Raw genomic sequence first — 22734 nt, 5'->3', positions numbered from 1 at the left:
AGAGCAGGTGGGCGGGGCCGACGGCGCGCGGGTGATGGCCGGCTTCGGCGCGGCGACCCGGGAGTGGTTCACGGCCGCGTTCGCCGCGCCCACCCCGGCGCAGACCGGCGCCTGGCGGTCGGTGGCCGCCGGGCGCAACGCGCTGGTGGTCGCGCCGACCGGTTCCGGCAAGACGCTCGCCGCCTTCCTCTGGTCGCTGGACCGGCTGGCCAAGGAGCCGCCGCCCGCCGAGGCGCGGCAGCGCTGCCGGGTGCTCTACGTCAGCCCGCTCAAGGCGCTCGCGGTCGACGTCGAGCGCAACCTGCGCGCCCCGCTCGCCGGCATCCGCCAGGCGGCCACCCGACTCGGCGTCGCACCCCCGGAGATCACCGTCGGGATGCGCACCGGCGACACTCCCGCCGACGAGCGGCGGGCCTTCGCCCGCACCCCGCCGGACATCCTCATCACCACGCCGGAGTCGCTGTTCCTGCTGCTCACCTCCGCCGCCCGGGATTCGCTGCGCGGCGTCGAGACGGTGATCGTCGACGAGGTGCACGCGGTCGCCGGCACCAAACGCGGCGCGCACCTGGCGCTCTCCCTGGAACGCCTCGACGAGCTGTTGGCGGCCCCCGCCCAGCGGATCGGCCTCTCCGCCACCGTCCGGCCGATCGACGCGTGCGCCCGGTTCCTCGGCGGCGCCCGCCCGGTCGACGTGGTGCAGCCGGCCAGCGCCAAGACCATCGAGGTGAGCGTCCAGGTCCCGGTGGAGGCCATGACCCGCCTCGACGAGCAGGAGCCGCCGGAGGACGACCTGGGCGGCCCGGGGCCGCGCCGGGCGTCGATCTGGCCGGCCGTCGAGGAACGGGTCTTCTCGCTGATCCGGGCGCACCGGTCGACCATCGTGTTCACCAACTCCCGGCGCAGCGCCGAACGGCTCTGCGCCCGCCTCAACGAGCTCGCCGCCGACGAGCTGGCCGCCGCGAGCGCCCCGGAGGGCACGCCGGAGACGGGCTCCGAGGCCTGGGGCGGGCCGGTCGGGCCGCTGCGGACCAACCGGCCGCCGGCCGAGGTGATGGCCCAGTCGGGCGCGGCGGTCGGCGCGCCGCCGGTGATCGCCCGCGCCCACCACGGCAGCGTGTCGCGCGAGGAGCGCAAGCACATCGAGGAGGCGCTCAAGTCCGGTCAGCTCCCCGCCGTGGTGGCCACCTCCAGCCTGGAGCTCGGCATCGACATGGGCGCGGTCGACCTGGTGGTGCAGATCGAGGCGCCGCCCAGCGTCGCGGCCGGCCTGCAACGGGTCGGCCGGGCCGGGCACCAGGTCGGCGCGGTCTCCCGGGGCGTGGTCTTCCCCAAGCACCGGGGCGACCTGCTCTCCTGCACCGTGGTCGCCGAACGGATGGCCGAGGGCGCCATCGAGGAGCTGCACTACCCGCGCAACCCGCTGGACGTGCTGGCCCAGCAGGTCGTCGCGATGGTGGCCCTGGAGCCGTGGCGGGTCGGCGACCTGGCCGTGCTGGTCCGCCGGGCCGCCCCCTTCGCCGAGCTGCCCGACTCCGCGCTGCACGCCGTGCTCGACATGCTCTCCGGGCGCTACCCGTCCACCGCCTTCGCCGAGCTGCGCCCCCGGCTGGTCTGGGACCGCGCCGCCGACGTTCTCACCGGCCGGCCCGGTGCCCAACGCCTGGCCGTCACCAGCGGCGGCACCATCCCCGACCGAGGGCTGTTCGGGGTCTTCCTGGCCGGCGCGGAACGCGCCGCCCGGGTCGGCGAGCTGGACGAGGAGATGGTCTACGAGTCGCGGGTCGGCGACGTCTTCCTGCTCGGCTCCTCCTCCTGGCGGATCGAGGAGATCACCCCCGACCGGGTGCTGGTCTCCCCCGCCCCCGGCCAGGCCGCCCGGATGCCGTTCTGGAAGGGCGACCAGCTCGGCCGGCCGGTGGAGCTGGGTCGGGCCATCGGCGCCCGGGTACGGGCCCTGCTGCGGCAGAGCGACGAGACCGCGGTCGCCGCGCTGCGCGCCGGCGGGCTGGACGACTGGGCCGCCGGCAACCTGATGGCGTACCTGCGCGAGCAGAAGGCCGCGACCCGCTCGCTGCCGGACGACCGCACGGTGGTGGTCGAACGGTTCCGCGACGAGCTGGGCGACTGGCGGCTCGCCGTGCACAGCGTGCTCGGTGCCCGGGTCAACGGGCCGTGGGCGCTGGCCATCGGCCGCCGGCTCGCCGAGCGGTACGGGGTGGACGCCCAGGTCATGCCCTCGGACGACGGCATCGTGGTGCGGCTGCCCGACACCGCCGAGGAGCCGCCCGGCGCCGACGTGGTGGTCTTTGAGCCCGACGAGATCGCCCAGCTGGTCGAGGAGTCCGTCGGCACGTCCGCGCTCTTCGCGTCCCGGTTCCGCGAGTGCGCCGCCCGGTCGCTGCTGCTGCCCCGCCGCGACCCGCGCCGCCGCCAGCCGCTCTGGCAGCAGCGGCAGCGCGCCGCGCAACTGCTCGACGTCGCCCGCGAGTACGCCGACTTCCCGGTCACTCTGGAGGCCGCCCGGGAGTGCCTCCAGGACGTCTTCGACCAGCCGGCCCTGGCGGAGCTGATGCGCGACCTGACCGCCCGCAAGGTGCGCCTGGTCGAGGTGGAGACCGACCGCCCGTCGCCGTTCGCCCGCTCACTGCTCTTCGGGTACGTCGGCGCCTTCCTCTACGAGGGGGACGCACCACTCGCCGAGCGTCGGGCCGCCGCGCTCGCGCTCGACTCGGCCCTGCTCGGTGAGCTGCTCGGCCGGGTCGACCTGCGCGAGCTGCTGGACCCGGCGGTGCTCGCCGAGACCGAACGGCAGTTGCGCTGGCTCACCGAGCAGCGCCGCCCCCGCGACGCGGAGGACGTCGTCGAACTGCTCCGGGTGGTCGGCGACCTCGCCGAGGCGGAGCTGGCCGAGCGGGGCGCGCCGCTGCCCTGGCTGACCGAGCTGGAGGCCGCCCGCCGGGTGCTGCGGGTCCGGGTCGCCGGCGAGGAACGCTGGGTGGTCGTCGAGGACGCCGCCCGGCTCCGCGACGCGCTCGGCGTGGCGCTGCCGGTGGGGGTGGCCGAGGCGTACCTGGCGCCGGTGGCCGACCCGCTCGGCGACCTGGTCGCCCGGTACGCCCGCACCCACGGGCCGTTCGCGGCGGCGACCTGCGCCGCCCGCTTCGGGCTGGGGGTGTTCGTGGTGGAGCAGGCGCTGCGTCGGCTCGCCGCCACCGGGCGGGTGGTCTCCGGGGAGTTCGCCCCGGACACCGTCGGCACCCAGTGGTGCGACGCCGAGGTGCTGCGGCTGCTGCGCCGGCGCAGCCTGGCCGCGCTGCGCCGGGAGATCGAACCGGTGCCGCCCCGGGCCCTCGCGGCGTTCCTGCCCCGCTGGCAGCAGGTCGGCTCGTCGGCGCGGGGCGTGGAGGCGCTGGCCGCCACCATCGAACAGGTGCAGGGGGCGGCGGTGCCGGCGTCCGCGCTGGAACGGCTGGTGCTGCCCGCACGGGTCGCCGACTACTCCCCCGCCCAGCTCGACGAGCTCTGCGCCACCGGCGAGGTGCTCTGGGCCGGTGCCGGGGCGATCTCCGGCGGGGACGGCTGGGTCACCCTCGCGTACGCGGACACCGCGCCGCTGCTGCTGCCGCCGCCGGACGAGGCGCTGACCCTCACCCCGCTGCACGAGGCGGTCCTCGACGCCCTCGCCGAGGGGCAGGCGCTCTTCTTCCGCTCGCTGTCCGACCGGGTCGGCGCCACCGACGACGCGGCGCTGACCGGCGTGATCTGGGACCTGGTCTGGGCCGGTCACCTCACCAACGACACTCTCGCCCCACTGCGGGCCGTGCTCGGCGGCGGCGGGGCGCACCGGTCCCGGCCGTCCGCGCCGCGCACCCGCTACCGCCGGCCGGGCCGGGTCGCGCTGCCCACCCGGGGCGGCCCGCCGACCGTGGCCGGGCGCTGGTCCCGGCTGCCGGAGCGCGACACCGACCCGACCCGACGCTCCGCCGCGCTGGCCGACCTGCTGCTCGAACGGCACGGGGTGGTGACCCGCGGCGCGGTGATGGCCGAGCAGGTGGTCGGCGGCTTCGCCGCGGTCTACCCGGTGCTCTCCGCGCTGGAGGAGCGCGGCGCCGCCCGGCGCGGCTACTTCGTGGAGGGGCTGGGCGCGGCCCAGTTCGCCGTGCCCGGGGCGGTGGACCGGATCCGGGCCCTGGCCGACCCGGTCGACGGAGCGCGGGGCCGGGGCGGGCCGGCAGTGGTGCTCGCCGCCACCGACCCCGCCAACCCGTACGGGGCGGCGCTGCCCTGGCCGGAACGGGTGGTGGACTCCGGGGACGGGGCCGCCCCGGCGACCGGGCACCGGGCCGGGCGCAAGGCCGGTGCGCTGGTGGTGCTGGTGGACGGGGACCTGGTGCTCTACGTGGAGCGGGGCGGCCGGACGATCCTGTCGTTCACCGACGACGCCGAAGCACTGGCCGCGGCCGGCAAGGCGCTCGCCGACGCGGTGCACTCCGGCGCGCTGGGGGCGATGTCGGTGGAGCGGGCCGACGGCGAGGCGGTGCGCTCCTCGCCGCTGCGCGACGCGCTGACCGCCGCCGGCTTCCGCGCCACCCCGCGCGGGCTGCGGCTGCGCGGCTGACCCCGGCTGTTCCACCCGGCCACCGCAGTGCGACGGCGGGGCGCTGCCACCGCTGTTCCTGACTGCGACAGCGATGCGACGGGGGCTAGGCCGCACCGCCGCTGATGTGCTCGCCCGGGCCGGCGGCCGGCGGGCTGGGCGGCACCGCAGCACTCCTCGACCACTCCGGCACCGGGCGTCCGGAACGGCACCCCGGTGCGGCTCAGCCCAGCTTGGTGAGGACGTCGTTGTAGCGCTTGCGCTCCGCAGCCCCGGTCTTCGTACCCAGATAGCTCAGCACCACGGCCCCCTTGCGGAAGGCGTCCGCACCCCAGACGTCCATCTGGTTGGTCGCGTTCGCCTCGGTGGGGAAGACGTACACCTTCACGGCGTCGGTGGTCAGCAGCTCGGCGCAGCCGATGCCGGCGCCGTCCGGTCCACAGTCGACCGTCCGGTTGCGCAGGTTGGTCACCTTCAGGCCGGCCGCCTTGAAGGCGTCGACGACCTTCCGGGCGCCCGGGGTGCCGGCGGCCTTCGTGGGCATCCGGAACGCCGGGGTGGACGGACTCTCCGACGGGGTACGGGGCGCCTTGCCGTTCGTCGGGGCGGCCGGCTCCTCGGGCGGCGGCGCCTCGCTGGTGGCGACGGCCTTCGGCGAACCGTTGGCCCAGGACGGGTCGCCGGGCTCGGGGTCGCTGCCACAGGCGGCAAGCCCGAGGGCGAGCAGGATCGTCACGGCGGCCGGGAGGACACGAGCGCGTTTCGTCACCCCGGCAGTCTGCCGAACGCGGTGACCGGGCGGCACCGGCCGGTCGGCCGACCGGCGTTCTCCGGTCAGCGCCACCCACGCACCGGCTAGCCTCCTGGACATGGCCCCGACCGCCTGGATCTCGCTGGCCACCGACTACGGCCTCGCCGACGGGTTCGTGGCCGCCTGCCACGGGGTGATCGCGCGGATCGCTCCGGCGGTACGGGTCATCGACGTGACCCACCTGGTGCCGGCGGCCGACGTACGGCGCGGGTCGGCGGTGCTGGCGCAGACGGTGCCGTCCCTGCCGTACGCGGTGCACGTCGCCGTGGTCGACCCCGGTGTCGGCACGGCCCGGCGCGGGATCGCGCTGATCACCCCGGGCGGACTGCTGGTCGGGCCGGACAACGGCCTGCTGCTGGCCGCCGCCGAGGCCCTGGGCGGGCTCACCGCGGCCGTGGAGCTGACCAATCCGGAGTGGCTGGCCCCGGAGGTCTCCCGCACCTTCCACGGCCGGGACGTCTTCGCCCCGGTCGCGGCCCGGCTCGCCCTCGGCGCCCCGCCCGCCGACGCGGGGCCACCGGTGGACCCGGCCACCCTGGTCCGCCTGCCCGAACCGGTGCTGCGGCGGGACGCCGACGGATTCACCGCCGAGGTGCTGACCGTCGACCACTTCGGCAACGTCCAGCTCGCCGCCGGGGCCGACCTGCTGGCCACGGTGCCTCCCACCACGCGCGTGGCCGGGCGGGCCGCCGTCCGCGGACGGACCTTCGCCGACGCGCCGGCCGGGGCGCTGGTGCTCTTCGTGGACTCCGCCAACCTGCTGGCGGTGGCGGTGAACGGCGGCCGGGCGGCGGACCTGCTCGGGGTGGCGCCGGGCGACGTGGTCACGGTGTGCGGGCAACGCTGACCCTGCCGCCGCGCCGTCCGGTGTGGAATGCTGCTCGGCGTGGGTGAGCTCTGGGTACCGGTCGCCTGTCCCTGCTGCGCCGCGCGGACCGGCGGAGGCACCTGCCCGGTCTGCTTCTGGACCGACGACGGCCAGGCCGATGGGGACGCCGACGAGGTGCGCGGCGGCCCGAACGGCGACCTCAGCCTCAGCCACGCCCGGCTGAACTTCGCCGTCTACGGCGCCAGCCACCCCCGCTACCAGGACATGGTCCGCTCCCCCCGCCCGGACGAGCGGCCCTGACCGCACAGTCAGTCCTGACCGCACAGTCAGTCCTGACCGCACAGTCAGTCCTGGCCGCACGGCACCGACCGCACAGCCTTTACCCGCACGGCCCGGACGGGGACGGCCCTGACGGCGCGACCTGCACCGGACGGCGTGGAGCCCACGGAACCGGCGGGACGTCCGCGCCCCGCCGGTCGCGAGCCGGGTCAGCAGAGCGACACGGTCCCGCCGTAGACGGCGGAGATGTACGCGTGGCTGACGTACTGGCCGCCGGCCAGCCGGTTCCACCGGTTGGTGGTGCGGTACGGCCCGGTCACCGTCTGCCCGACGACGTAGCACTGGATCGGCACGTTGGCGTACCTGGCGGCGAGCCCGCGCACGCCGTACCCGGTGCCGGGGCCGGTACGGACGTTGAGCGGCCCGTCGCCGACCACGCCCCGGGGTCCGGTCCCGGTCCACAGGTACGCCACGTCGACCCAGGCGTTGTCGGTCAGCCGCAGCCCGTCCCAGAACGTGCCGTCGGCCAGGTCGATGCCGGCCGGGTTGCGCACGGTGCGCCCGAACTGGTCCCGCCCACCGTTGTAGCCCGACTGGTACGCCGCCTGTGCTTCCGGCCGCCCCTGCGGCAGGTCCTTCCAGTTCTCCCGGACGGCGCTGGGGTTCCAGTAGTCGTCCCGGGTGTTCCACGGCCCGACGTCCCAGACCGGGGCGTACTCGCAGCGGCTGCCGCTGGTGGTGCAGACCCGCACCGTGTAGTCGCCGATGTGGAGCGGGGAAAGCGCGCGCCGGCTGGGCAGCGCCACGAAGTGGTCCCGGGCCTGGATGATCCGCCCGTTGGCGGTCTGCCCGCCGACCGACCCCTCGCGGGTGGCGAAGACCCGGTAGGCGAGGCCGGCGGTGGCGGCCGAGACGGTGGCGACGGTGTCGGTGGTGAGCTCGACGGCGCGTACCGCAGCGGTGGCGCGGGGGTCGCGGGCGGTGAGCAGCACCCGGGTCTGGACCCGGGTGACCGGCCGGTCGAAGACGGCGCCGGCGCCGGCGGCCTCCCGCCACTCGGTCCAGCCGGCGGCCCGCCAGCCGCGCACCTGGGCCTGTACCCCGCCGCCTCCCGCCACCTCGGCGGTGACCTGGGCGCGTACCCGGGTGGCCGGGCGGGCCAGGGTGCGCGGCGCGGCCAGCAGGGCGCCCTCGGCGACCGGCCCGCCGACGGCGGCGGGGCGGGTGCGGGCGGCCGGCCGGGTGTCGGCGAGCCGGAGCCGGCCGGCGCTCCAGCGGACGTTGACGTCGTCGCCACCGGCGACGGCGAGGTCGGCGGACCAGCGCTCGGCGCCTGGACCGGCGGCGGTGGCGGTGGCGGCGGAAACGGTCCGGGGCGCGGCGAGCGCAGCGGCGGGGACGAGGCTCGCGGCGGCGGTGGCGGTCAGCACGCCCGCGAGCAGGGAGGACAGGGTACGAGATGGGGGACAGCCCATGGCATTCTCCTCAGAACCTCCTGATAGTGCGTTGTCAAGACATGAAGGGGAAGCACCGTACAAATAGCGACACATGCGAATTCGGCTCGAGCGAGGGAGGATGGTCAGGTGCCCGAAGGCGACACCGTCTGGAACACCGCCCGCGTCCTGCACCGGGCGCTGGCCGGCGCTGCCCTGACCGGCAGCGACTTCCGGGTGCCGCAGCTGGCCACCACCGACCTCACCGGATGGACGGTGCGCGAGTCCGCCAGCCGCGGCAAGCACCTGCTGCTGCGCCTGGCCGCGCCCGAGGAACGGTCGGACGTCCGGCACTGGACGCTGCACTCGCACCTGCGAATGGACGGCGCCTGGCGGGCGTACGCGCCGGGGGAACGCTGGCGGGCGCGGCCCGCGCACCTGATCCGGGCGGTGCTGCGCGCCCCGAGCGCGGTGGCCGTCGGCTACCACCTGCACGAGCTGGCCCTGCTGCCGACGGCCGAGGAGGAGTCCCTGGTGGGGCACCTCGGCCCCGACCTGCTGGGCCCGGACTGGGATGCGGTCGAGGCGGTCCGCCGGCTCACCGCCCACCCGGAGGTCACCATCGGCGAGGCGCTGCTGGACCAGCGCAACCTCGCCGGGGTGGGCAACCTCTACAAGTGCGAGGTGCTCTTCCTGCGCGGCGTCTCGCCGTGGACCCCGGTCGGGGCGGTGCCCGACCTGGCCGGCACGGTAGCGCTGGCCCAGCGGCTGCTCGCGGCCAACCGGGGCCGCTGGACGCAGAGCACCACCGGCTCGCTGCACCGGGGCGGGACCAGCTACGTCTACGGTCGGCGCGCGCAGCCGTGCCGGCGCTGCGGCACCGCCATCCGCAAGGAGGAGCTGGGCGAGCGGGTCACCTACTGGTGCCCGAGGTGCCAGCCGGCACCCGACGCGGCACAGCCCTGACCCAGCCCGACCCGACACGCCGGTCGGACGGGACACGTACCGGATTGGGACGATTGGGTAGTTCCTAACCGGCCTCCCAGGTCGCATGCTGCGGTTGAGTGCTCACCGCTCGTCACTGCCGGGCGCGACCACCCGCCACGTCGAGGTGGCGGCCGTCGTGCCCCCAGGCCCCGGGGAGAGCCATGGCCCTGTTCCGCAGACTGCGCTCCAGCTGGCCGGTCCGCGCGGTCCGCACCGACCGCGTCGGTGGACCGACGGTGCCGGCGGCGCGTACCGGCGAGCCGGCCGGACCGGCGCCGGCCAGCCTGGACCCGGCCGCCGTCCCACGCTGCTTCGGACCGGTACCGAACTTCGCGCACAGCCCGCTGCCGACGCTCGACGGGCACGGCCGGGTGGTGCCGGGCACCGGCATCCGCAAGTTCGTCGACGCGCTGCCGCTGCCCGGCCCGCTCGGGCGCAACGGGCTGGGCGCGCACCTGCCGGTGGCCGTGCCGGACACCATCAGCTACCCGGGCTGCGACTACTACGAGATCGGGCTCTGCGAGTACACCCAGCGGCTGCACCGCGACCTGCCCACCACCCGGCTGCGCGGCTACCGGCAGCTCAACCTCGGCACCGACCTCGACGGGCACAACACCGTCGCCCCGCCGGAGCGGCCGTACCACCTGGGGCCGATGATCGTCGCGCGGCGGGGGCGGCCGGTGCGGGTCAAGTTCATCAACCAGCTGCCCACCGGGCGGGCCGGCGAACTCTTCCTCCCGGTCGACACCACCCTGGACGGTGCCGGCATCGGGCCGCTGGACGGGCCGGCGCCGTACCCGCAGAACCGGGCCGTGCCGCACCTGGCCGGCGCGCAGACCGGCTGGACCAGCGCCGGGAACCCGTGGCAGTGGGTGACGCCGGCGGGCGAGATCACCCCGTACCCGAACGGGCCTGGGCTGAGCCACGTGCCGGACATGCCGCCCCCCGGCCTGGGCGCCACCACGCTCTACTTCCCCAACGAGCAGAGCGGCCGGCTGATGTGGCTGCACGACAACACCCTCGGGATGTCGCGGCTGACCGTCTACTCCGGACAACTGGCCCCGTACCTGCTCACCGACCCGGCCGAGGAGCGGTTGGCGGCCGACGGAGTGCTCCCCGCCGAACAGTTCCCGCTGGTGATCCAGGACAAGACGTTCGTCCCCGACGACGCCCAGCTCGCCGCCGAGGACCCGACCTGGGACCGGGACCGGTGGGGAGCCCGGGGCAACCTCTGGCACCCGCACGTCTACCAGCCCCGGCAGAACCCGTACGTCGCCTCCGGGCGCAACCCGACCGGGCGGTGGGACTACGGTCCCTGGGTGCCCGGTTCGGGCGGCGACGACCCGCTCTGGGTCGGCCCGGTGGACAACCCGCACCACGACCCGGTCGCCGCCCCGGAGGAGCCGCCCCGCGCGCCGGGGCTGCCGCACCCGAGCGCGGTGCCCGAGGCGTACGGGGACACCGCGCTGGTCAACGGCGCCGCGTACCCGTACCTGAAGGTGCAGCCGAAGGCGTACCGGTTCCGGATCCTCAACGCCTGCGCCGACCGTAGCCTCAACCTGGCGCTCTACCGGGCCCGCTCGGACGCCGCAATGTGGCACCCGGACGGCGCGCTGGCCGACGCCGGGGCCGGCGAGGTGCCGATGGTGGAGGCGATGCGCGCCTCGGGACGGCCCCCCGACTGGCCCACCGACGGGCGGGAGGGTGGCGTGCCCGACCCCCGGGCGGCCGGGCCCCGCATGATCCGGATCGGCAACGAGGGCGGCCTGCTCCCCGCGCCGGTGGTGGTGCCGAACCGGCCGGTCGGCTACCGCTACGACCGGCGCGACCCGACCGTGCTCAACGTGGACACCCACGCGCTGCTGCTCGCCCCCGGCGAACGGGCCGACGTGGTGGTGGACTTCTCCACCGTCCCGCCCGGCGGCACGCTGATCCTCTACAACGACGCCCCGGCCCCGCTGCCCTGCTTCGACCCCCGCTACGACCAGCACACCGACGCGCCGGACCGCAGCGCCGAGGGCGGCGTCGTCGGCACCCGCCCCGGGTACGGCCCGAACACCCGCACCCTGCTCCAGTTCCGGGTGGCCGGCACCCCGGCCGAGCCGTACGACCTGGGCCGGCTGGTCGAGCGGCTGCCCGGGGCGTACGCGGCCAGCCAGCGACCGCCGATAGTGCCGCAGCCGGAGTACGACGCGGCGTTCGGCACCCGTACCGCCGGGCGGACGCTGGTGCCGGTGCACGCCACCACGGTCAGCTTCACCCCGGCCGGCGCCACCGCCCCGGTGACCCTGCCGATCCAGGTGAAGACGGTCGGGCAGGTCTTCGAGCCGGGGCACGGCCGGCAGGCCGGGCGGCTCGGCGTCGCCCACCCGCACGCGGGGCCGCTCGGCCCGGCGTCCCTGCCGCTGGGCCCGGCCGACCCGGCGACCGAGGTGCTGGTCGCCGCCGAGCCGGACGGGCCCCCGGGCGCGGCGGCCGACGGCACCCAGGTGTGGCGGATCAGCGGCACCGGCCGGCAGACGCACGTGGTGCGGGTCAGCGGCTGCGACGTGCAGCTGGTCAACCGGGTCGGCTGGGACGGCACCGTCCGGCCCCCGGACGGCGGGGAACTGGGCTGGAAGGAGACCATCCGGGTGAACCCCGCCGAGGACGTGGTGGTCGCGCTGCGCCCGGTGGTGCCCCCGTTGCCGTTCAAGATCGGCGACAGTCTCCGGCTGCTCGACCCGACCCGCCCGGCCGGCGCCCGGGTCGGCTCCACCCCGGTCAGCCCGCTCGACGGGCGCCCGGCGACGGTGGTCAACCAGCTGGTCAACCTGGGCTGGGAGTACCGCTGGTCCAGCGGCGCGGCCGGCCACCGCGACCTGGGGATGAGCCGGCCACTGGTGCTGCGGGTCTCCCCCCGGGGGCCGAGCGGGCTCACCGCGACGCCGCTGCCCGGCTCGGCGACGGCGCTGCCGGCGATCGCCCTGGCCTGGACCGGCAACGGCAGCCGCCCGCCGGCCAGCAGCCACCTGCTCCAGCGGGCCACCGACCCGGCCTTCACCGAGGGGCTGACCACGATCACGGTGGCGGCCACCGCCACCCGGTACACCGACGCGACGGTCACCCCCGGCGTCACCTACCACTACCGGATCCGGGCGGAGAACGCGGTGAGCTGCTCGGCCTGGTCCAACAGCGTCCCCGCGTCGGTACGGCTCAGCGCGCCGACCGGGATCGCCGCCGCCGTCCCGCCGGCCGCGCCGCTGCGGATCGCGCTGCGCTGGACGAACCGCTCCTTCGCGACCGGGATCGACGTGCAGCGGGCCACCAACCCCACCTTCACCAGCGGGCCGGCCACCACTGCCGTCGGCGTGGCGGACAACCACCTCGACCCGGCCGTCGCCCCGGACACCACGTACTACTACCGGGTGCGCACCACGTACCTCGGCGCGGCGTCACCGTGGTCGACGGTGGCCACGGTGACCACCCCGCCGGCCCCGACGGTGCCGACCGGGGTGACCGCCACCCCGAGCGCGCCCGCGCCGGACACGGCCACGGTGGTGCTGAACTGGGCGGCGGGCACGCCGAACGGGCCGGGCGCGGGCTTCACCGTGCAGCGGGCGCTCGACCCGTCCTTCACCCGGGAGGTGGCCACCTTCACCGTCACCGGCCGGGGCTTCACCAACACCGGGCTGGCCCGGGGCGTGACGTACCACTACCGGATCCGCTCGTTCAACGTGGTGGGCAGCTCGCCGTTCACCGGGCCGCTCCCGGTCACCACGCCGGACTGAACCGCCCGGGCAGCGGTGTGCCGGGGCGGGCCGGTCAGCGGGTGGGGGCGCGCAGTGGCTCGCCGACGGCGCGCAGCTCGGCCAGGGCCGACGCCACGCCGTGCAGCAGGTCGGTCGCCTCGGTCAGCCGGGAGGCCGCCGGGTGCTCGGTGCTGGGGCGGGCGTCCTCCGCGACGTAGCCGGCCGCCGCCGCCACCAGTCCCTCGTACGCGGCCACTCCGCTGTCGAGCTGGCCGATCAGCGTCCGGTGTGCCTCGGCGAGGCGGGGCCGGGCCTCGGCCGGGGCCAGCTTGAGGGCGCGTTCCACGCTGGCCGCCCGGCCGGCCAGGTCCCGCAGCGAGCGGTCGGCCGCGGCGGCCTCCAGCACCGCCGGCTCGGCCAGCCCGGTCAGCCGGGGCGCCATCCCGGCGAGGGTGAGCGCCGCCCGGTCCAGCCGGGCCCACGCCTGCGCGGCGGTGGTGCCGCGCAGCGCCAATCGGGACCGGACCCGGCGCACCTCGGCCAGCACCCCCGGGCCGACGGGAAGGCGTTCCACGGCGGCGACCAGCCGGGCCCGGGAGCGGGCGGCGGCCTCGGCCGGGTCGAGGGCCGGCGGCGCCGGCCGGGCGGCGAGGGCCCGCAGGTCGACCCAGCGCCAGGCGGCCAGCGCCACCGCGCTGCCCGCGGCGCCGGCCCAGGCCGCGTCGGGCAGCCCGAGCCCCGCGTACGGGGTCAGCACCGCCGCCGCGCCGCCGAGCCCACCGGCCAGGACGCTCCACCGTCGGGCCGAACGCCGCAACCGGCGCAGCCGACGGAAGTGTCGTGCTCGCTCGTCCGCCACCCGTACCTCCTCGTGCCGTCCGCTCAGCCGGCGGCGGTGGTGTCCCCCGTGCCGCGGTCGCGGGTCATGCTCGCCCGGATCTCGTCGAGCCGGGCGGCGGCGGCCGGGTCGGCCGCCGGGGCAGCCGGCTGGGTCTGCTGCTGCACGCCCGGCCGTTCCTGCTTGCCGAGCTGGTCACCGGCCATGCTGGCGCGGATCTGCTCCAGCCGGGACGAACCGGCGCTGTCCAGCGTCGACTTCTGGATCTCCAGCATCCGCCCCTCGACGGAGTTGCCGGCCAGCTCGGCCCGGCCCATCGCGTTGGCGTAGCGGCGCTCGATGCGGTCGCGCACCTCGTCCAGCGAGGGGGTGTTGCCGGGGGCGGTGACCGCGGACATCGACTCCAGCGAGCGGGCCACGCTCTCCTGCATCTTGGCCTGCTCCAGCTGGCTGAGCAGCTTGGTGCGCTCGGCGAGCTTCTGCTGGAGGATCATCGAGTTGTTCTCGACGGCGCGGCGGGCCTGGGCGGCGGCGCCGAGCGCCTGGTCGTGCAGGGTCTTCAGGTCCTCGGTGGCCTGCTCGGCGGAGACCAGCTGGGTGGCGAGCACCTGGGCGGACTGCTCGTAGCGGCCGGCCTCGGTCTCGTCGCCGCGGGCGCGGGCCTGGTCGGCGAGGACCAGCGCCTGCCGGGCGTTGGCCTGGAGCCGTTCGACCTCGGACATCTGCCGGGAGAGCTTCATCTCCAGCTGGCGCTGGTTACCGATCACCGCGGCGGCCTGCTGGACCAGCGCCTGGTGCTGGCGCTGCGCCTCCTCGATGGCCTGCTGGATCTGCACCTTCGGATCGGCGTGCTCGTCGATCTTGGCACCGAAGAGCGCCATCAGGTAGTGCCAGCCCTTGACGAACGGGTTCGCCATCTCCGCGGTATCCCCTCAGTAGCGTCGCTGCGCCTCGACCGGAGCCGGACCGGCCGACCGGCCACGCGGTGTGCTCCCATCGTCGCAGCCGGACGCCAGTCGGGCATCCGCACCGCGGGAGTGCGCCGTGGGGCCTGCGATCAACCCTACGCGGCGGGGGCGAACCCGGCCATGCGTCGCGGCGGGCGGGAGGTCAGGCGGCGCAGACCACGTCCCGCTCGGCGGGACGGACCCGGGTGCTGCGCAGGGTGGCCTTCAGCGGCGAGTCCTGGCGGACCGAGACGGCCACCTTGCCGTCCGAGGTGACCTGGCGGACGCCCCGGTTGGTGGCCTTTCGCACGGCCACCGGGGCCGGCGTCGGCTCGGCCTGCTCGTCCTGCATCGGCACCAGCACGCCCGGCAACTGCTCGGCGAGGGCCACCGTGTCGCTGACCTCGCGCAGCAACTCGGAGAGCCGGGCGCCGAGGGCGTCGCAGATCGCGGCCAGCAGCTCGCTGGAGGGCTCCTTCTGGCCGCGTTCGATCTCGGACAGGTAGCCGAGGCTCACGTTGGCGGCGGTCGAGACCTCACGCAGGGTGCGGTGCTGACCCTGTCGGCGCGTCCGCAGAGCGTCGCCGATCACGCGGCGTAGCAGGACCATCGCACCTCCCCCTGACGGGCATCCCTCTCGCCCGGGCATCCGCCCGCGCCGCACACGGTCACCCGCGCCGTCGCCGGCGTCGCGCGCCGGAGCCTTCCCGCAACCGTACCCGTTGCCCGCCCCGCCGACATCCCACCCCGCCCGTCAAATCCGATCTCCGGTCACCGCCGGCCGGCCGGCGCGGCGGTGGCGTCGTCGTCCACGGCCGCCCCGGCCGGGTCGTCGGCGGCCTGGATCCGCTCGACCAGCAGCCGCAGCGCCTCGATCACCGCGGCGGAGCGGATGTGGTCCCGGCCACCGTCGAGGTCCAGCTGGCGGACGACCGTGCCGGCCGGCCCGGCGGCCGCGACGTAGACCAGCCCGACCGGCTTGCCGTCCTGCGGCTCCGGCCCGGCGACGCCGGTGGTGGCCAGCCCCCAGTCCGCCCCGCAGCGCCGCCGCCCGCCCTCGGCGAGCGCCCGCGCCACGTCCGGGTCGACCGGCCCGCGCTCCGCCAGCAGCTCCGCCGGTACGCCGGCCAGCTCCGACTTCAGCTCGGTGGCGTAGGTGACCAGGCCGCCCCGGTAGACCCCGCTGACCCCGGCGATCTCCACGATCGAGGCGGAGAGCAGCCCACCGGTCAGGGACTCGACGGTGGCCAGCGTCTCGTGCCGCTCGTGCAGGCTGTGCACCACGGCCGCCGCCGGACTCCCGGCGGGCCGCTCGTTGTTCGCATCCGTCCCCATGTCCCGCTTCCCTTCCCCACCTGCCGACGCCTACTCATCCTGCGCCCGGCGGCGCCGGTCACGGCCCTGTCGGGCGACACGCCGGGGCGCGCCCCGGCGACCGCAGGTCGGCGGGGGTGCGGTCAGCGGGCGGGCCGGCGCAGGCGCAGCGCCTGGGCGACGTAGTCGAAGCCGGTGACCACGGTGACCACCACGGCGGCGGCCATGATCCACGGGCCGACGGCGGCGAGGTCGGCCGGCAGCGGCCAGAGGTACCAGGTGATCGCGAGGATCTGAAGCGCCGTCTTGATCTTGCCGCCCCGGCTGGCCGCGATCACGCCGCGCCGGATCACCCAGAAGCGCAGCGCGGTGACGCCCCACTCCCGCACCAGGATCACCGCCGTCACCCACCAGGGCAGCCGGTCGTACCAGGAGAGCAGCACCAGGGCGGCGCCGGTGAGCGCCTTGTCGGCGATCGGGTCGGCGACCTTGCCGACCGAGGTGACGAGCTTGAACCGGCGGGCGATCCAGCCGTCGACCAGGTCGGTCGCCGAGGCGACCACGAAGATCAGACAGGCGGCCATCTGCCAGCCGGCGTGGGTCGTCCCCGAGACGATCACCGAGGCCGCGAAGACCGGCACCAGCACCAGCCGCAGGGCGGTCAGCGCGTTGGCCGCGTTGAGCACCGGCACCCGGGCGACCACCGGCGCCGACTCCGTCGCCCCGGTCACGGCCGCACCCCGCTCGGGCCGCCGGGGCGTACCAGGCACCGCACCACGTGGCTCCCCCGCTTCCTCCGGACCCGCCGTCACCGTTCCGCGCCGGGCGCCGCCGAGATCATCTCATCCGGCACGGCGATCAGGTCGACACCCTCGGTCGCGGTGACCGTCGCGCGGACCAGGTCGCCGGGGCGCAGCGCGGCCAGGTCGACCCCGCCGCCGACCGGCGCGACCAGCGTGGTCGAGCCGTCGACCTCGGGGGCCTGGTGGGCCGCCCGCCCTTCGACCACGCCGCCGTCGACCGAGTCGACCAGCACCTCGACGGTCGAGGAGAGCCGCTCCTCGGCCCGCTGCGAGCAGAGCTCGTCGGCGAGCGCGCTGAGCTTGTCGTAGCGGCGCTTGACGGTGGCGGCGGAGACCTTGCCGGGCAGGCCGGCGGCCTCGGTGCCGTCCTCGTCGCTGTAGTCGAACATGCCGATCGCGTCGAGGCGCGCCTCGGTCAGGAACCGGACCAGCTCGTCGACGTCGGCGCGGGTCTCGCCGGGGAAGCCGACGATGAAATTGCTCCGCGCGCCGGCCTCCGGCGCCAGGGCCCGGGCCCCCGCCAGCAGCTCCAGGAACCGGTCGGTGGAGCCGAAACGCCGCATCCGGCGCAGCACCGGCTCGCTGGAGTGCTGGAAGGACAGGTCGAAGTAGGGCGCCACGCCGGGCGTGGTGGCGATCGCCTCGACCAGGCCGGGCCGGGTCTCGGCGGGCTGGAGGTAGCTCGCCCGCACCCGGACGATGCCGTCGATGGCGGCCAGCTGCGGCAGCAGCTTCTCCAGCGCCCGGGGGTCGCCCAGGTCCTTGCCGTACGAGGTGGAGTTCTCGCTGACCAGCACCAGCTCACGGACGCCGGTCTTGGCCAGCCACTCCGCCTCGGCCAGCAGCTCGTCGGGGGTACGCGAGACGAAGGCGCCGCGGAAGGCGGGGATCGCGCAGAACGCGCAGCGCCGGTCGCAGCCGCTGGCCAGCTTGAGCGAGGCGACCGGGCCGGTGTCGAGCCGGCGGCGCAGCACCTGGCGCAGGTGGGCCGGGGTGTGCTCGTCGGTCTCGGTGACGCCCCGGGCGGGGGTGCCGTGCCCGGGCAGCGACACCGCGCTGTCCCGGCGGGAGACCGGGGTCAGCGGCAGCATCTCGCGCCGGTCGCGCGGGGTGTGCGCGGCGACCGCCTCGCCGGCGACGACCGCGTTCAGCCGGGCGGAGATCTCCGGGTAGTCGTCGAAGCTGAGCACCGCCTGCGCCTCGGGGAGGCTGTCAGCCAGCTCACGCCCGTACCGCTCGGCCATGCAGCCGGCCGCGACCACCTTGGCACCGGTGTCGGCGGCGGCGAGCAGGGTCTGGATGGAGTCCTGCTTCGCCTTCTCCACGAAGCCGCAGGTGTTGACGACCACCACGTCGGCGCCCTCGCCGTCGGTGGTGACCTGCCAGCCGTCGGCGTGCAGGCGGGCGGCCAGCTCCTCCGAGTCGACCTCGTTGCGGGCACAGCCCAGGGTCAGCAGGGCGACCCGGCGGCCGTCGGGCGACAGCTCCAGGTCGCGGCGCGGCGTCAGACGCGCCGAGCTGGAGTTGTCGGAGGAGGAGGTGGCAGACACCATCCGAGGGTACCGGGCGGCGGGGCGGGGGCCGGCAACGGCGGGCCGCCGCATCGGCCGGCTCACACCCGCGACCGGTCAGACCGCCGCCGCGCCCACCCGCACCAGCCGGTCGAGGAGGAAGACCTCCGTGCCGGCCAGGCCGGTGGAGCAGAAGACGGAGACCTGGTCCGCGCCGGTCCGGCCGGGGACCGCGCCGGCCAGCACCGCGCCCAGGTCGCGCAGCCGGCCCGCGTACGGCTCGACGGCGGCGAGCATCGGCGGGGAGTAGGCGCCCGCCTGGGCCGGCGAGTCGGTGACCAGCAGGTCGGCGCGGTCCAGCAGGTCGCAGCCGAACTCGTGCCGGTCGGCCTGCTTGAAGCCGACGGCGTTGACATGGGTGCCCGGGGCGAGGTCGGTGGCGTCCAGCACCGGCGTGGTGCTGGTGGTGGCGAGCACCACCACGTCCCGGTCCCGGACCGCCGCCCGGGGCGAGTCCACCGCGCGGGCCGACACCCCCAGCTCGGCGCGGACCCGGGCCGCGAACGCCTCCCGGCGGGCGGCCGAGCGGCTGTGCACGGTCACCTCGCGCAGCGGACGCACCGCCGCCGCGGCCCAGACCTGCGTCCAGGCCTGCCGGCCGGAGCCGATCACCCCGAGGGTGACCGCGTCCGGCCGCGCCAGCGCGTCCACCGCGACCCCACCCAATCCCCCGGTACGCCGGGAGCCCAGCTCCTCGCCGACCGCCACCGCCCGCACCGCCCCGGTACGCCCGTCGTGCAGCACCACCAGCTGCTCGGACTCCGGCAATCCGAAGGTGTCGTACGACCGGAAGCCGTACCACTCGCCGGTGAGGTGGCCGGCGGTGAGCACCATCCGCCCGCCGTCCAGCGGGGCGGCCGCCCGAGGCGGGGCGACGAGCCGGCCGGCGTGCGCGGCCAGCAGCGCGTCCCGCATCGCCGCGACGGTCGCCGACGCGTCCAGGGCGGCGGCGACCTCCCGGTCGGTGAAGATCAGCGTCATGCTTGCCATCCTGCAACCTGAAGTCAGGTTCAGCTCAACCGGTGGTGCGCGAGATCACCACCCGCCCGCCCCGGGCGGTGTTAGCGTCGGCGATGGCGGCCCCGGCCGTCCCGGACGAGTGGTGGGCGTACCCGGTCAGGCCAAGACGCCCCGCGACAGGTAGACCGACTCGTCCCGGCCCCGAGGGTCCGGGCCCGCTTCGCGAGGTGATGACCCGTGGCCTGGATCGTGCTGGTGTTCTCCGGCCTGCTGGAGACCGCGTGGGCGGTGTCGCTCGAGCGCAGCGCCGGCTTCAGCCGCCCCCTCCCCTCCGTCGTCTTCCTGATCACCCTGGTGCTCAGCATGCTCGGCCTGGCGTACGCGCTGCGCGAGATCCCGGTCGGCACCGGCTACGCGATCTGGGTCGGCATCGGCGCGGTCGGCACCGCCGTGTACGGGATGGCGGCGCTCGGCGAGTCGGCCAGCCTCGCCCGGATCGCCTGCCTGCTGCTGGTGGTCGCCGGCGTGGTCGGGCTCAAGCTCTTCCACTGACCGACGGGCGCGCCGGGACGAGCGGTATCGGCCCTGATGAGTAGTCCGAGGCCGGAGTGGGTAGACAGCGGCCGGACACCCAAGAGGCTCTCACCACGGAGGACGTCATGGCCGACATGCACGCGACCGCCCGCCCGCGCAGCAACGCCGCCCGGATCTGCACGATCCTGGCCTTCGTCTTCGCCGTCGTCGCCATCTTCGTGGCGCCGGTGATCTTCGGTATCGCCGGCCTGGTGCTCGGCATCGTCGGCGCGGTGCTCGGCGACAAGCCGCTCGGCTGGTACGCCGCCGCCGCCAGCGTCGTGGGCGCCATCATCGGTGTCGCCCTCGTCGCCGCGATCATCAACAACTGACCCCACGGACTCCCGCGAGGCCCGCCGGCGTACCGGCGGGCCTCGTCGTGTCCCGGGTGCCGTCGCCATGACGCCGACGTGGCGGTGTCCCGGGTCGATGGACACCGCCACATCGGCGGAACGGAGTCGATCAGCTGGCGGGCGGGGCCGGCCGCCGGGCCGGGACCGTCAGTCCTCGGCGCCGCGCAGGCCGACCAGGACCTCGTCCAGCTCGTCCGGCTTGACCAGCACGTCGCGGGCCTTGGAACCCTCGGACGGGCCGACCACGCCCCGGGTCTCCATCAGGTCCATCAGCCGGCCCGCCTTGGCGAAGCCGACCCGCAGCTTGCGCTGGAGCATCGAGGTCGAGCCGAACTGCGAGGTGACCACCAGCTCGACCGCCTGCACCAGCAGGTCCAGGTCGTCGCCGATGTCCTCGTCGATCTTCTTCTTGCTGTCCTGCGCGGGGGCCAGCACGTCCGGGCGGAACTCCGGCTCGCGCTGGTCCTTGCAGAACTTCACCACGTCGGCGATCTCGCGCTCGGTCACCCAGGCGCCCTGGATCCGCACCGGCTTGGAGGCGCCCATCGGCAGGAAGAGCCCGTCGCCGCGGCCGAGCAGCTTTTCCGCGCCCGGCTGGTCGAGGATGACCCGCGAGTCGGCCAGCGAGGAGGTGGCGAACGCCAGCCGGGACGGCACGTTCGCCTTGATCAGGCCGGTGACCACGTCGACCGAGGGGCGCTGGGTGGCCAGCACCAGGTGGATGCCGGCCGCGCGGGCCAGCTGGGTGATCCGGACGACCGAGTCCTCCACGTCACGCGGGGCGACCATCATCAGGTCGGCCAGCTCGTCGACGATCACCAGCAGGTACGGGTACGGGCGCATCTCCCGCTCGCTGCCCGGCGGGGCCTTGATCTCGCCGTTGCGCACCTTGCGGTTGAAGTCGTCGATGTGCCGGACCCCGTTGGCGGCGAGGTCGTCGTAGCGCATGTCCATCTCGCGGACGACCCACTCCAACGAGTCGGCCGCCTTCTTCGCGTTGGTCACGATCGGCGTGACCAGGTGCGGGATGCCCTCGTACCCGGTCATCTCGACCCGCTTCGGGTCGATCAGCAGCAGCCGCACCTCGTCCGGGGTGGCCCGGGTGAGGATCGACACCAGCAGCGAGTTCAGGCAGGACGACTTGCCCGCGCCGGTCGCGCCGGCGATCAGGATGTGCGGCATCTTGGCCAGGTTGGCCACCACGTAGCCGCCCTCGATGTCCTTGCCGAGCGCCACCACCATCGGGTGGTGGTCGCTGGTGGCGGCCCGCGAGCGCAGCACGTCGCCGAGGGCGACGTTCTCCGGGTCGGTGTTCGGGATCTCCACGCCGACCGCGCTCTTGCCCGGGATCGGGCTGAGGATCCGCACGTCCGGCGACTTCACCGCGTACGCGATGTTGCGGGAGAGCTGGGTGATCCGCTCGACCTTGACCCCGTGCCCGAGTTCCACCTCGTAGCGGGTGACCGTCGGGCCCCGGGTGAAGCCGGTGACCGCGGCGTCCACGTCGAACTGCTCGAAGACGCCGGTCAGCGCCGCGATCACCTCGTCGTTGGCCTTGCTGCGGGTCTTCGGCGCGGCGCCGCCGCTGAGCATGTTCGCCGGCGGCAGCGTGTAGTCGCCGGCCAGCCCGGTGAGCGCGAGCTGCTCGGCGCGGGTGGGCGCGGGCGAGTGCTCCGGCGGCTCGACCGGCTTGCGGCTGGCGGGCACCTTCGCCGGCGGCTTGCGGGGCAGCACCAGGGTGTCCTGGAGGTTGACCGCGTCGGAGTCGTCCAGGTCGTCCGGGTCCAGCGGCGGCGGCGCGGTCCGCTTCGCCGGCCGGCGGCGGGCCGGCTTCGCGGCCGGGTCCTCCTCCGCCTCCGGGTCGGCCGGCGGCGCGACCAGCGTGCCGGCGAGCAGGCCGAGCCGCTCGGGGATCTTGTTGATCGGGGTCGCGGTGACCACCAGCAGACCGAAGACGAGCAGCAGGATGAGCAGCGGCACCGCCACCCAGGCGGTGACCCCCGCCTCCAGCAGGTCGCCGACCCCGGCGCCGATCAGCCCGCCGGCGTAGTCGCGCTGCACCGGGTCGACCGGATCCTGTCCGATGTGCAGCATCGCCGCCGTGGCCACCAGCATCGAACCCCAGCCCACCAGGCCACGGCCCCGGTGTTCCGGGTCGGCGGGCGTGCGCATCAGCCGCCAGGCGCCGATCATCAGCAGCACCGGCACCACGATCGCGATCGCGCCGAGGAAGAGCCGGACGGTGTCGGCCAGCCGGGCGCCGAGCGGGCCCGCGCCGGAGAACCAGATCCCCACCCCGCTCAGGATGGCCAAGCCGAACAGCAGCAGCCCGGCGCCGTCGCGGCGGTGCTCCGGGTCGAGGTCACGGGCGGAGGCGGCCTGCCGGCCGGCGGCGCGGACCGCCCAGCCCACGCCGTGCGCCAGGCCCATCCACAGTGCACCGACCGCGCGTCCGAGGTAGACCGCCGGGCCGGGCCGGGCCGCCGTTCGCCGCCGGGCGGTCGCCCGGGTGGCCTTCTTCGCCGGCTGGCGGGCACGGCTGTTGGTACCGCGCGGCGACGCGCCGCGTCGCCGGCTCGCCTGAGAGGTACGGCCCGCCATACAGTCACCGTAACGGCGTGACCCGGGAGATCGCCGCTTTTCCGGGTCGTGTCCGCGCGTCGCAGCACGGACCACGCCCCCAGACGTGTTATTTGCCTCAGGAAGGG

At 75.7% G+C, this 22734-nt stretch carries 17 protein-coding genes and 1 riboswitch; of the genes, 7 read left to right on the top strand and 10 right to left on the bottom strand.

Annotated elements, in window-relative coordinates; all coding sequences use genetic code 11:
• Positions 1-34 precede the first annotated feature (34 nt).
• Positions 35-4618: an ATP-dependent helicase gene (locus tag FHX75_RS24960; RefSeq protein ID WP_246158685.1), complete on the top strand. Its 4584-nt coding sequence runs from the start codon at positions 35-37 to the stop codon at positions 4616-4618.
• Between the two features lie 202 nt (positions 4619-4820).
• Here the strand turns inward: FHX75_RS24960 and FHX75_RS24955 are convergent, their stop codons facing one another.
• Positions 4821-5366, bottom strand: coding sequence for a hypothetical protein (locus FHX75_RS24955; RefSeq protein WP_154942798.1), 546 nt, complete (start codon positions 5364-5366; stop codon positions 4821-4823).
• Positions 5367-5466: 100 nt separating this feature from the next.
• Between FHX75_RS24955 and FHX75_RS24950 the strand changes: the two genes are divergently transcribed.
• Together FHX75_RS24950 and FHX75_RS24945 are read left to right on the top strand one after the other, a co-directional pair.
• Positions 5467-6255, top strand: coding sequence for an SAM hydrolase/SAM-dependent halogenase family protein (locus FHX75_RS24950; RefSeq protein ID WP_154942797.1), 789 nt, complete (start codon positions 5467-5469; stop codon positions 6253-6255).
• 39 nt (positions 6256-6294) lie between these two features.
• Positions 6295-6537 carry a CPCC family cysteine-rich protein gene (locus tag FHX75_RS24945; RefSeq protein ID WP_211364581.1) on the top strand — a complete coding sequence of 81 codons (243 nt, stop codon included), beginning with the start codon at positions 6295-6297 and terminating at the stop codon, positions 6535-6537.
• A 188-nt stretch (positions 6538-6725) separates the two neighbouring features.
• On the opposite strand, the gene FHX75_RS24940 is transcribed toward FHX75_RS24945, so the two are convergent.
• Entirely contained in the window at positions 6726-7991 is a 1266-nt protein-coding gene (locus FHX75_RS24940; RefSeq protein WP_154942795.1) for a hypothetical protein, read from the bottom strand.
• A 108-nt stretch (positions 7992-8099) separates the two neighbouring features.
• Between FHX75_RS24940 and FHX75_RS24935 the strand changes: the two genes are divergently transcribed.
• Together FHX75_RS24935 and FHX75_RS24930 are read left to right on the top strand one after the other, a co-directional pair.
• Positions 8100-8915, top strand: coding sequence for a zinc finger domain-containing protein (locus FHX75_RS24935; protein ID WP_154942794.1), 816 nt, complete (start codon positions 8100-8102; stop codon positions 8913-8915).
• A gap of 182 nt (positions 8916-9097) precedes the next feature.
• The gene (locus tag FHX75_RS24930; protein ID WP_154942793.1) at positions 9098-12706 is read left to right on the top strand and encodes a hypothetical protein; all 3609 of its coding nucleotides are present in this window, start codon (positions 9098-9100) and stop codon (positions 12704-12706) included.
• A 34-nt stretch (positions 12707-12740) separates the two neighbouring features.
• Here the strand turns inward: FHX75_RS24930 and pspM are convergent, their stop codons facing one another.
• The 7 genes from pspM to FHX75_RS24895 form a co-directional block, all read right to left on the bottom strand.
• Positions 12741-13526 (bottom strand): phage shock envelope stress response protein PspM, encoded by a 786-nt coding sequence (gene pspM / locus FHX75_RS24925; protein ID WP_154942792.1) that lies wholly within the window; start codon positions 13524-13526, stop codon positions 12741-12743.
• A 23-nt stretch (positions 13527-13549) separates the two neighbouring features.
• Entirely contained in the window at positions 13550-14422 is an 873-nt protein-coding gene (locus FHX75_RS24920) for a PspA/IM30 family protein (protein WP_154942791.1), read from the bottom strand.
• Positions 14423-14615: 193 nt separating this feature from the next.
• On the bottom strand, positions 14616-15062 hold the full coding sequence (locus FHX75_RS24915) for a helix-turn-helix domain-containing protein (RefSeq protein ID WP_154942790.1): 447 nt from the start codon (positions 15060-15062) through the stop codon (positions 14616-14618).
• A gap of 161 nt (positions 15063-15223) precedes the next feature.
• Positions 15224-15787, bottom strand: a complete 564-nt coding sequence (locus FHX75_RS24910; protein WP_154942789.1) for a CinA family protein — start codon at positions 15785-15787, stop codon at positions 15224-15226.
• A gap of 122 nt (positions 15788-15909) precedes the next feature.
• Positions 15910-16497, bottom strand: coding sequence for a CDP-diacylglycerol--glycerol-3-phosphate 3-phosphatidyltransferase (pgsA, locus tag FHX75_RS24905; RefSeq protein WP_154942788.1), 588 nt, complete (start codon positions 16495-16497; stop codon positions 15910-15912).
• A 77-nt stretch (positions 16498-16574) separates the two neighbouring features.
• Positions 16575-18122, bottom strand: coding sequence for a 30S ribosomal protein S12 methylthiotransferase RimO (rimO, locus tag FHX75_RS24900; protein ID WP_246158586.1), 1548 nt, complete (start codon positions 18120-18122; stop codon positions 16575-16577).
• 75 nt (positions 18123-18197) lie between these two features.
• Positions 18198-19121 (bottom strand): ornithine cyclodeaminase family protein, encoded by a 924-nt coding sequence (locus FHX75_RS24895; protein WP_170285473.1) that lies wholly within the window; start codon positions 19119-19121, stop codon positions 18198-18200.
• 91 nt (positions 19122-19212) lie between these two features.
• Positions 19213-19276, top strand: a riboswitch (guanidine-III (ykkC-III) riboswitch).
• 61 nt (positions 19277-19337) lie between these two features.
• On the opposite strand from FHX75_RS24895, the gene FHX75_RS24890 reads away from it, so the two are divergent.
• The gene (locus tag FHX75_RS24890; protein ID WP_154942786.1) at positions 19338-19652 is read left to right on the top strand and encodes a DMT family transporter; all 315 of its coding nucleotides are present in this window, start codon (positions 19338-19340) and stop codon (positions 19650-19652) included.
• Between the two features lie 107 nt (positions 19653-19759).
• On the top strand, positions 19760-20005 hold the full coding sequence (locus tag FHX75_RS24885) for a hypothetical protein (RefSeq protein WP_154942785.1): 246 nt from the start codon (positions 19760-19762) through the stop codon (positions 20003-20005).
• A 168-nt stretch (positions 20006-20173) separates the two neighbouring features.
• On the opposite strand, the gene FHX75_RS24880 is transcribed toward FHX75_RS24885, so the two are convergent.
• Positions 20174-22627, bottom strand: coding sequence for an FtsK/SpoIIIE family DNA translocase (locus FHX75_RS24880; RefSeq protein WP_154942784.1), 2454 nt, complete (start codon positions 22625-22627; stop codon positions 20174-20176).
• Positions 22628-22734: the final 107 nt, after the last annotated feature.

Source organism: Micromonospora palomenae, from assembly GCF_007829925.1.
Taxonomy (GTDB): Bacteria; Actinomycetota; Actinomycetes; order Mycobacteriales; family Micromonosporaceae; genus Micromonospora; species Micromonospora purpureochromogenes.
This window is presented reverse-complemented; position numbering and strand designations above follow the sequence as displayed.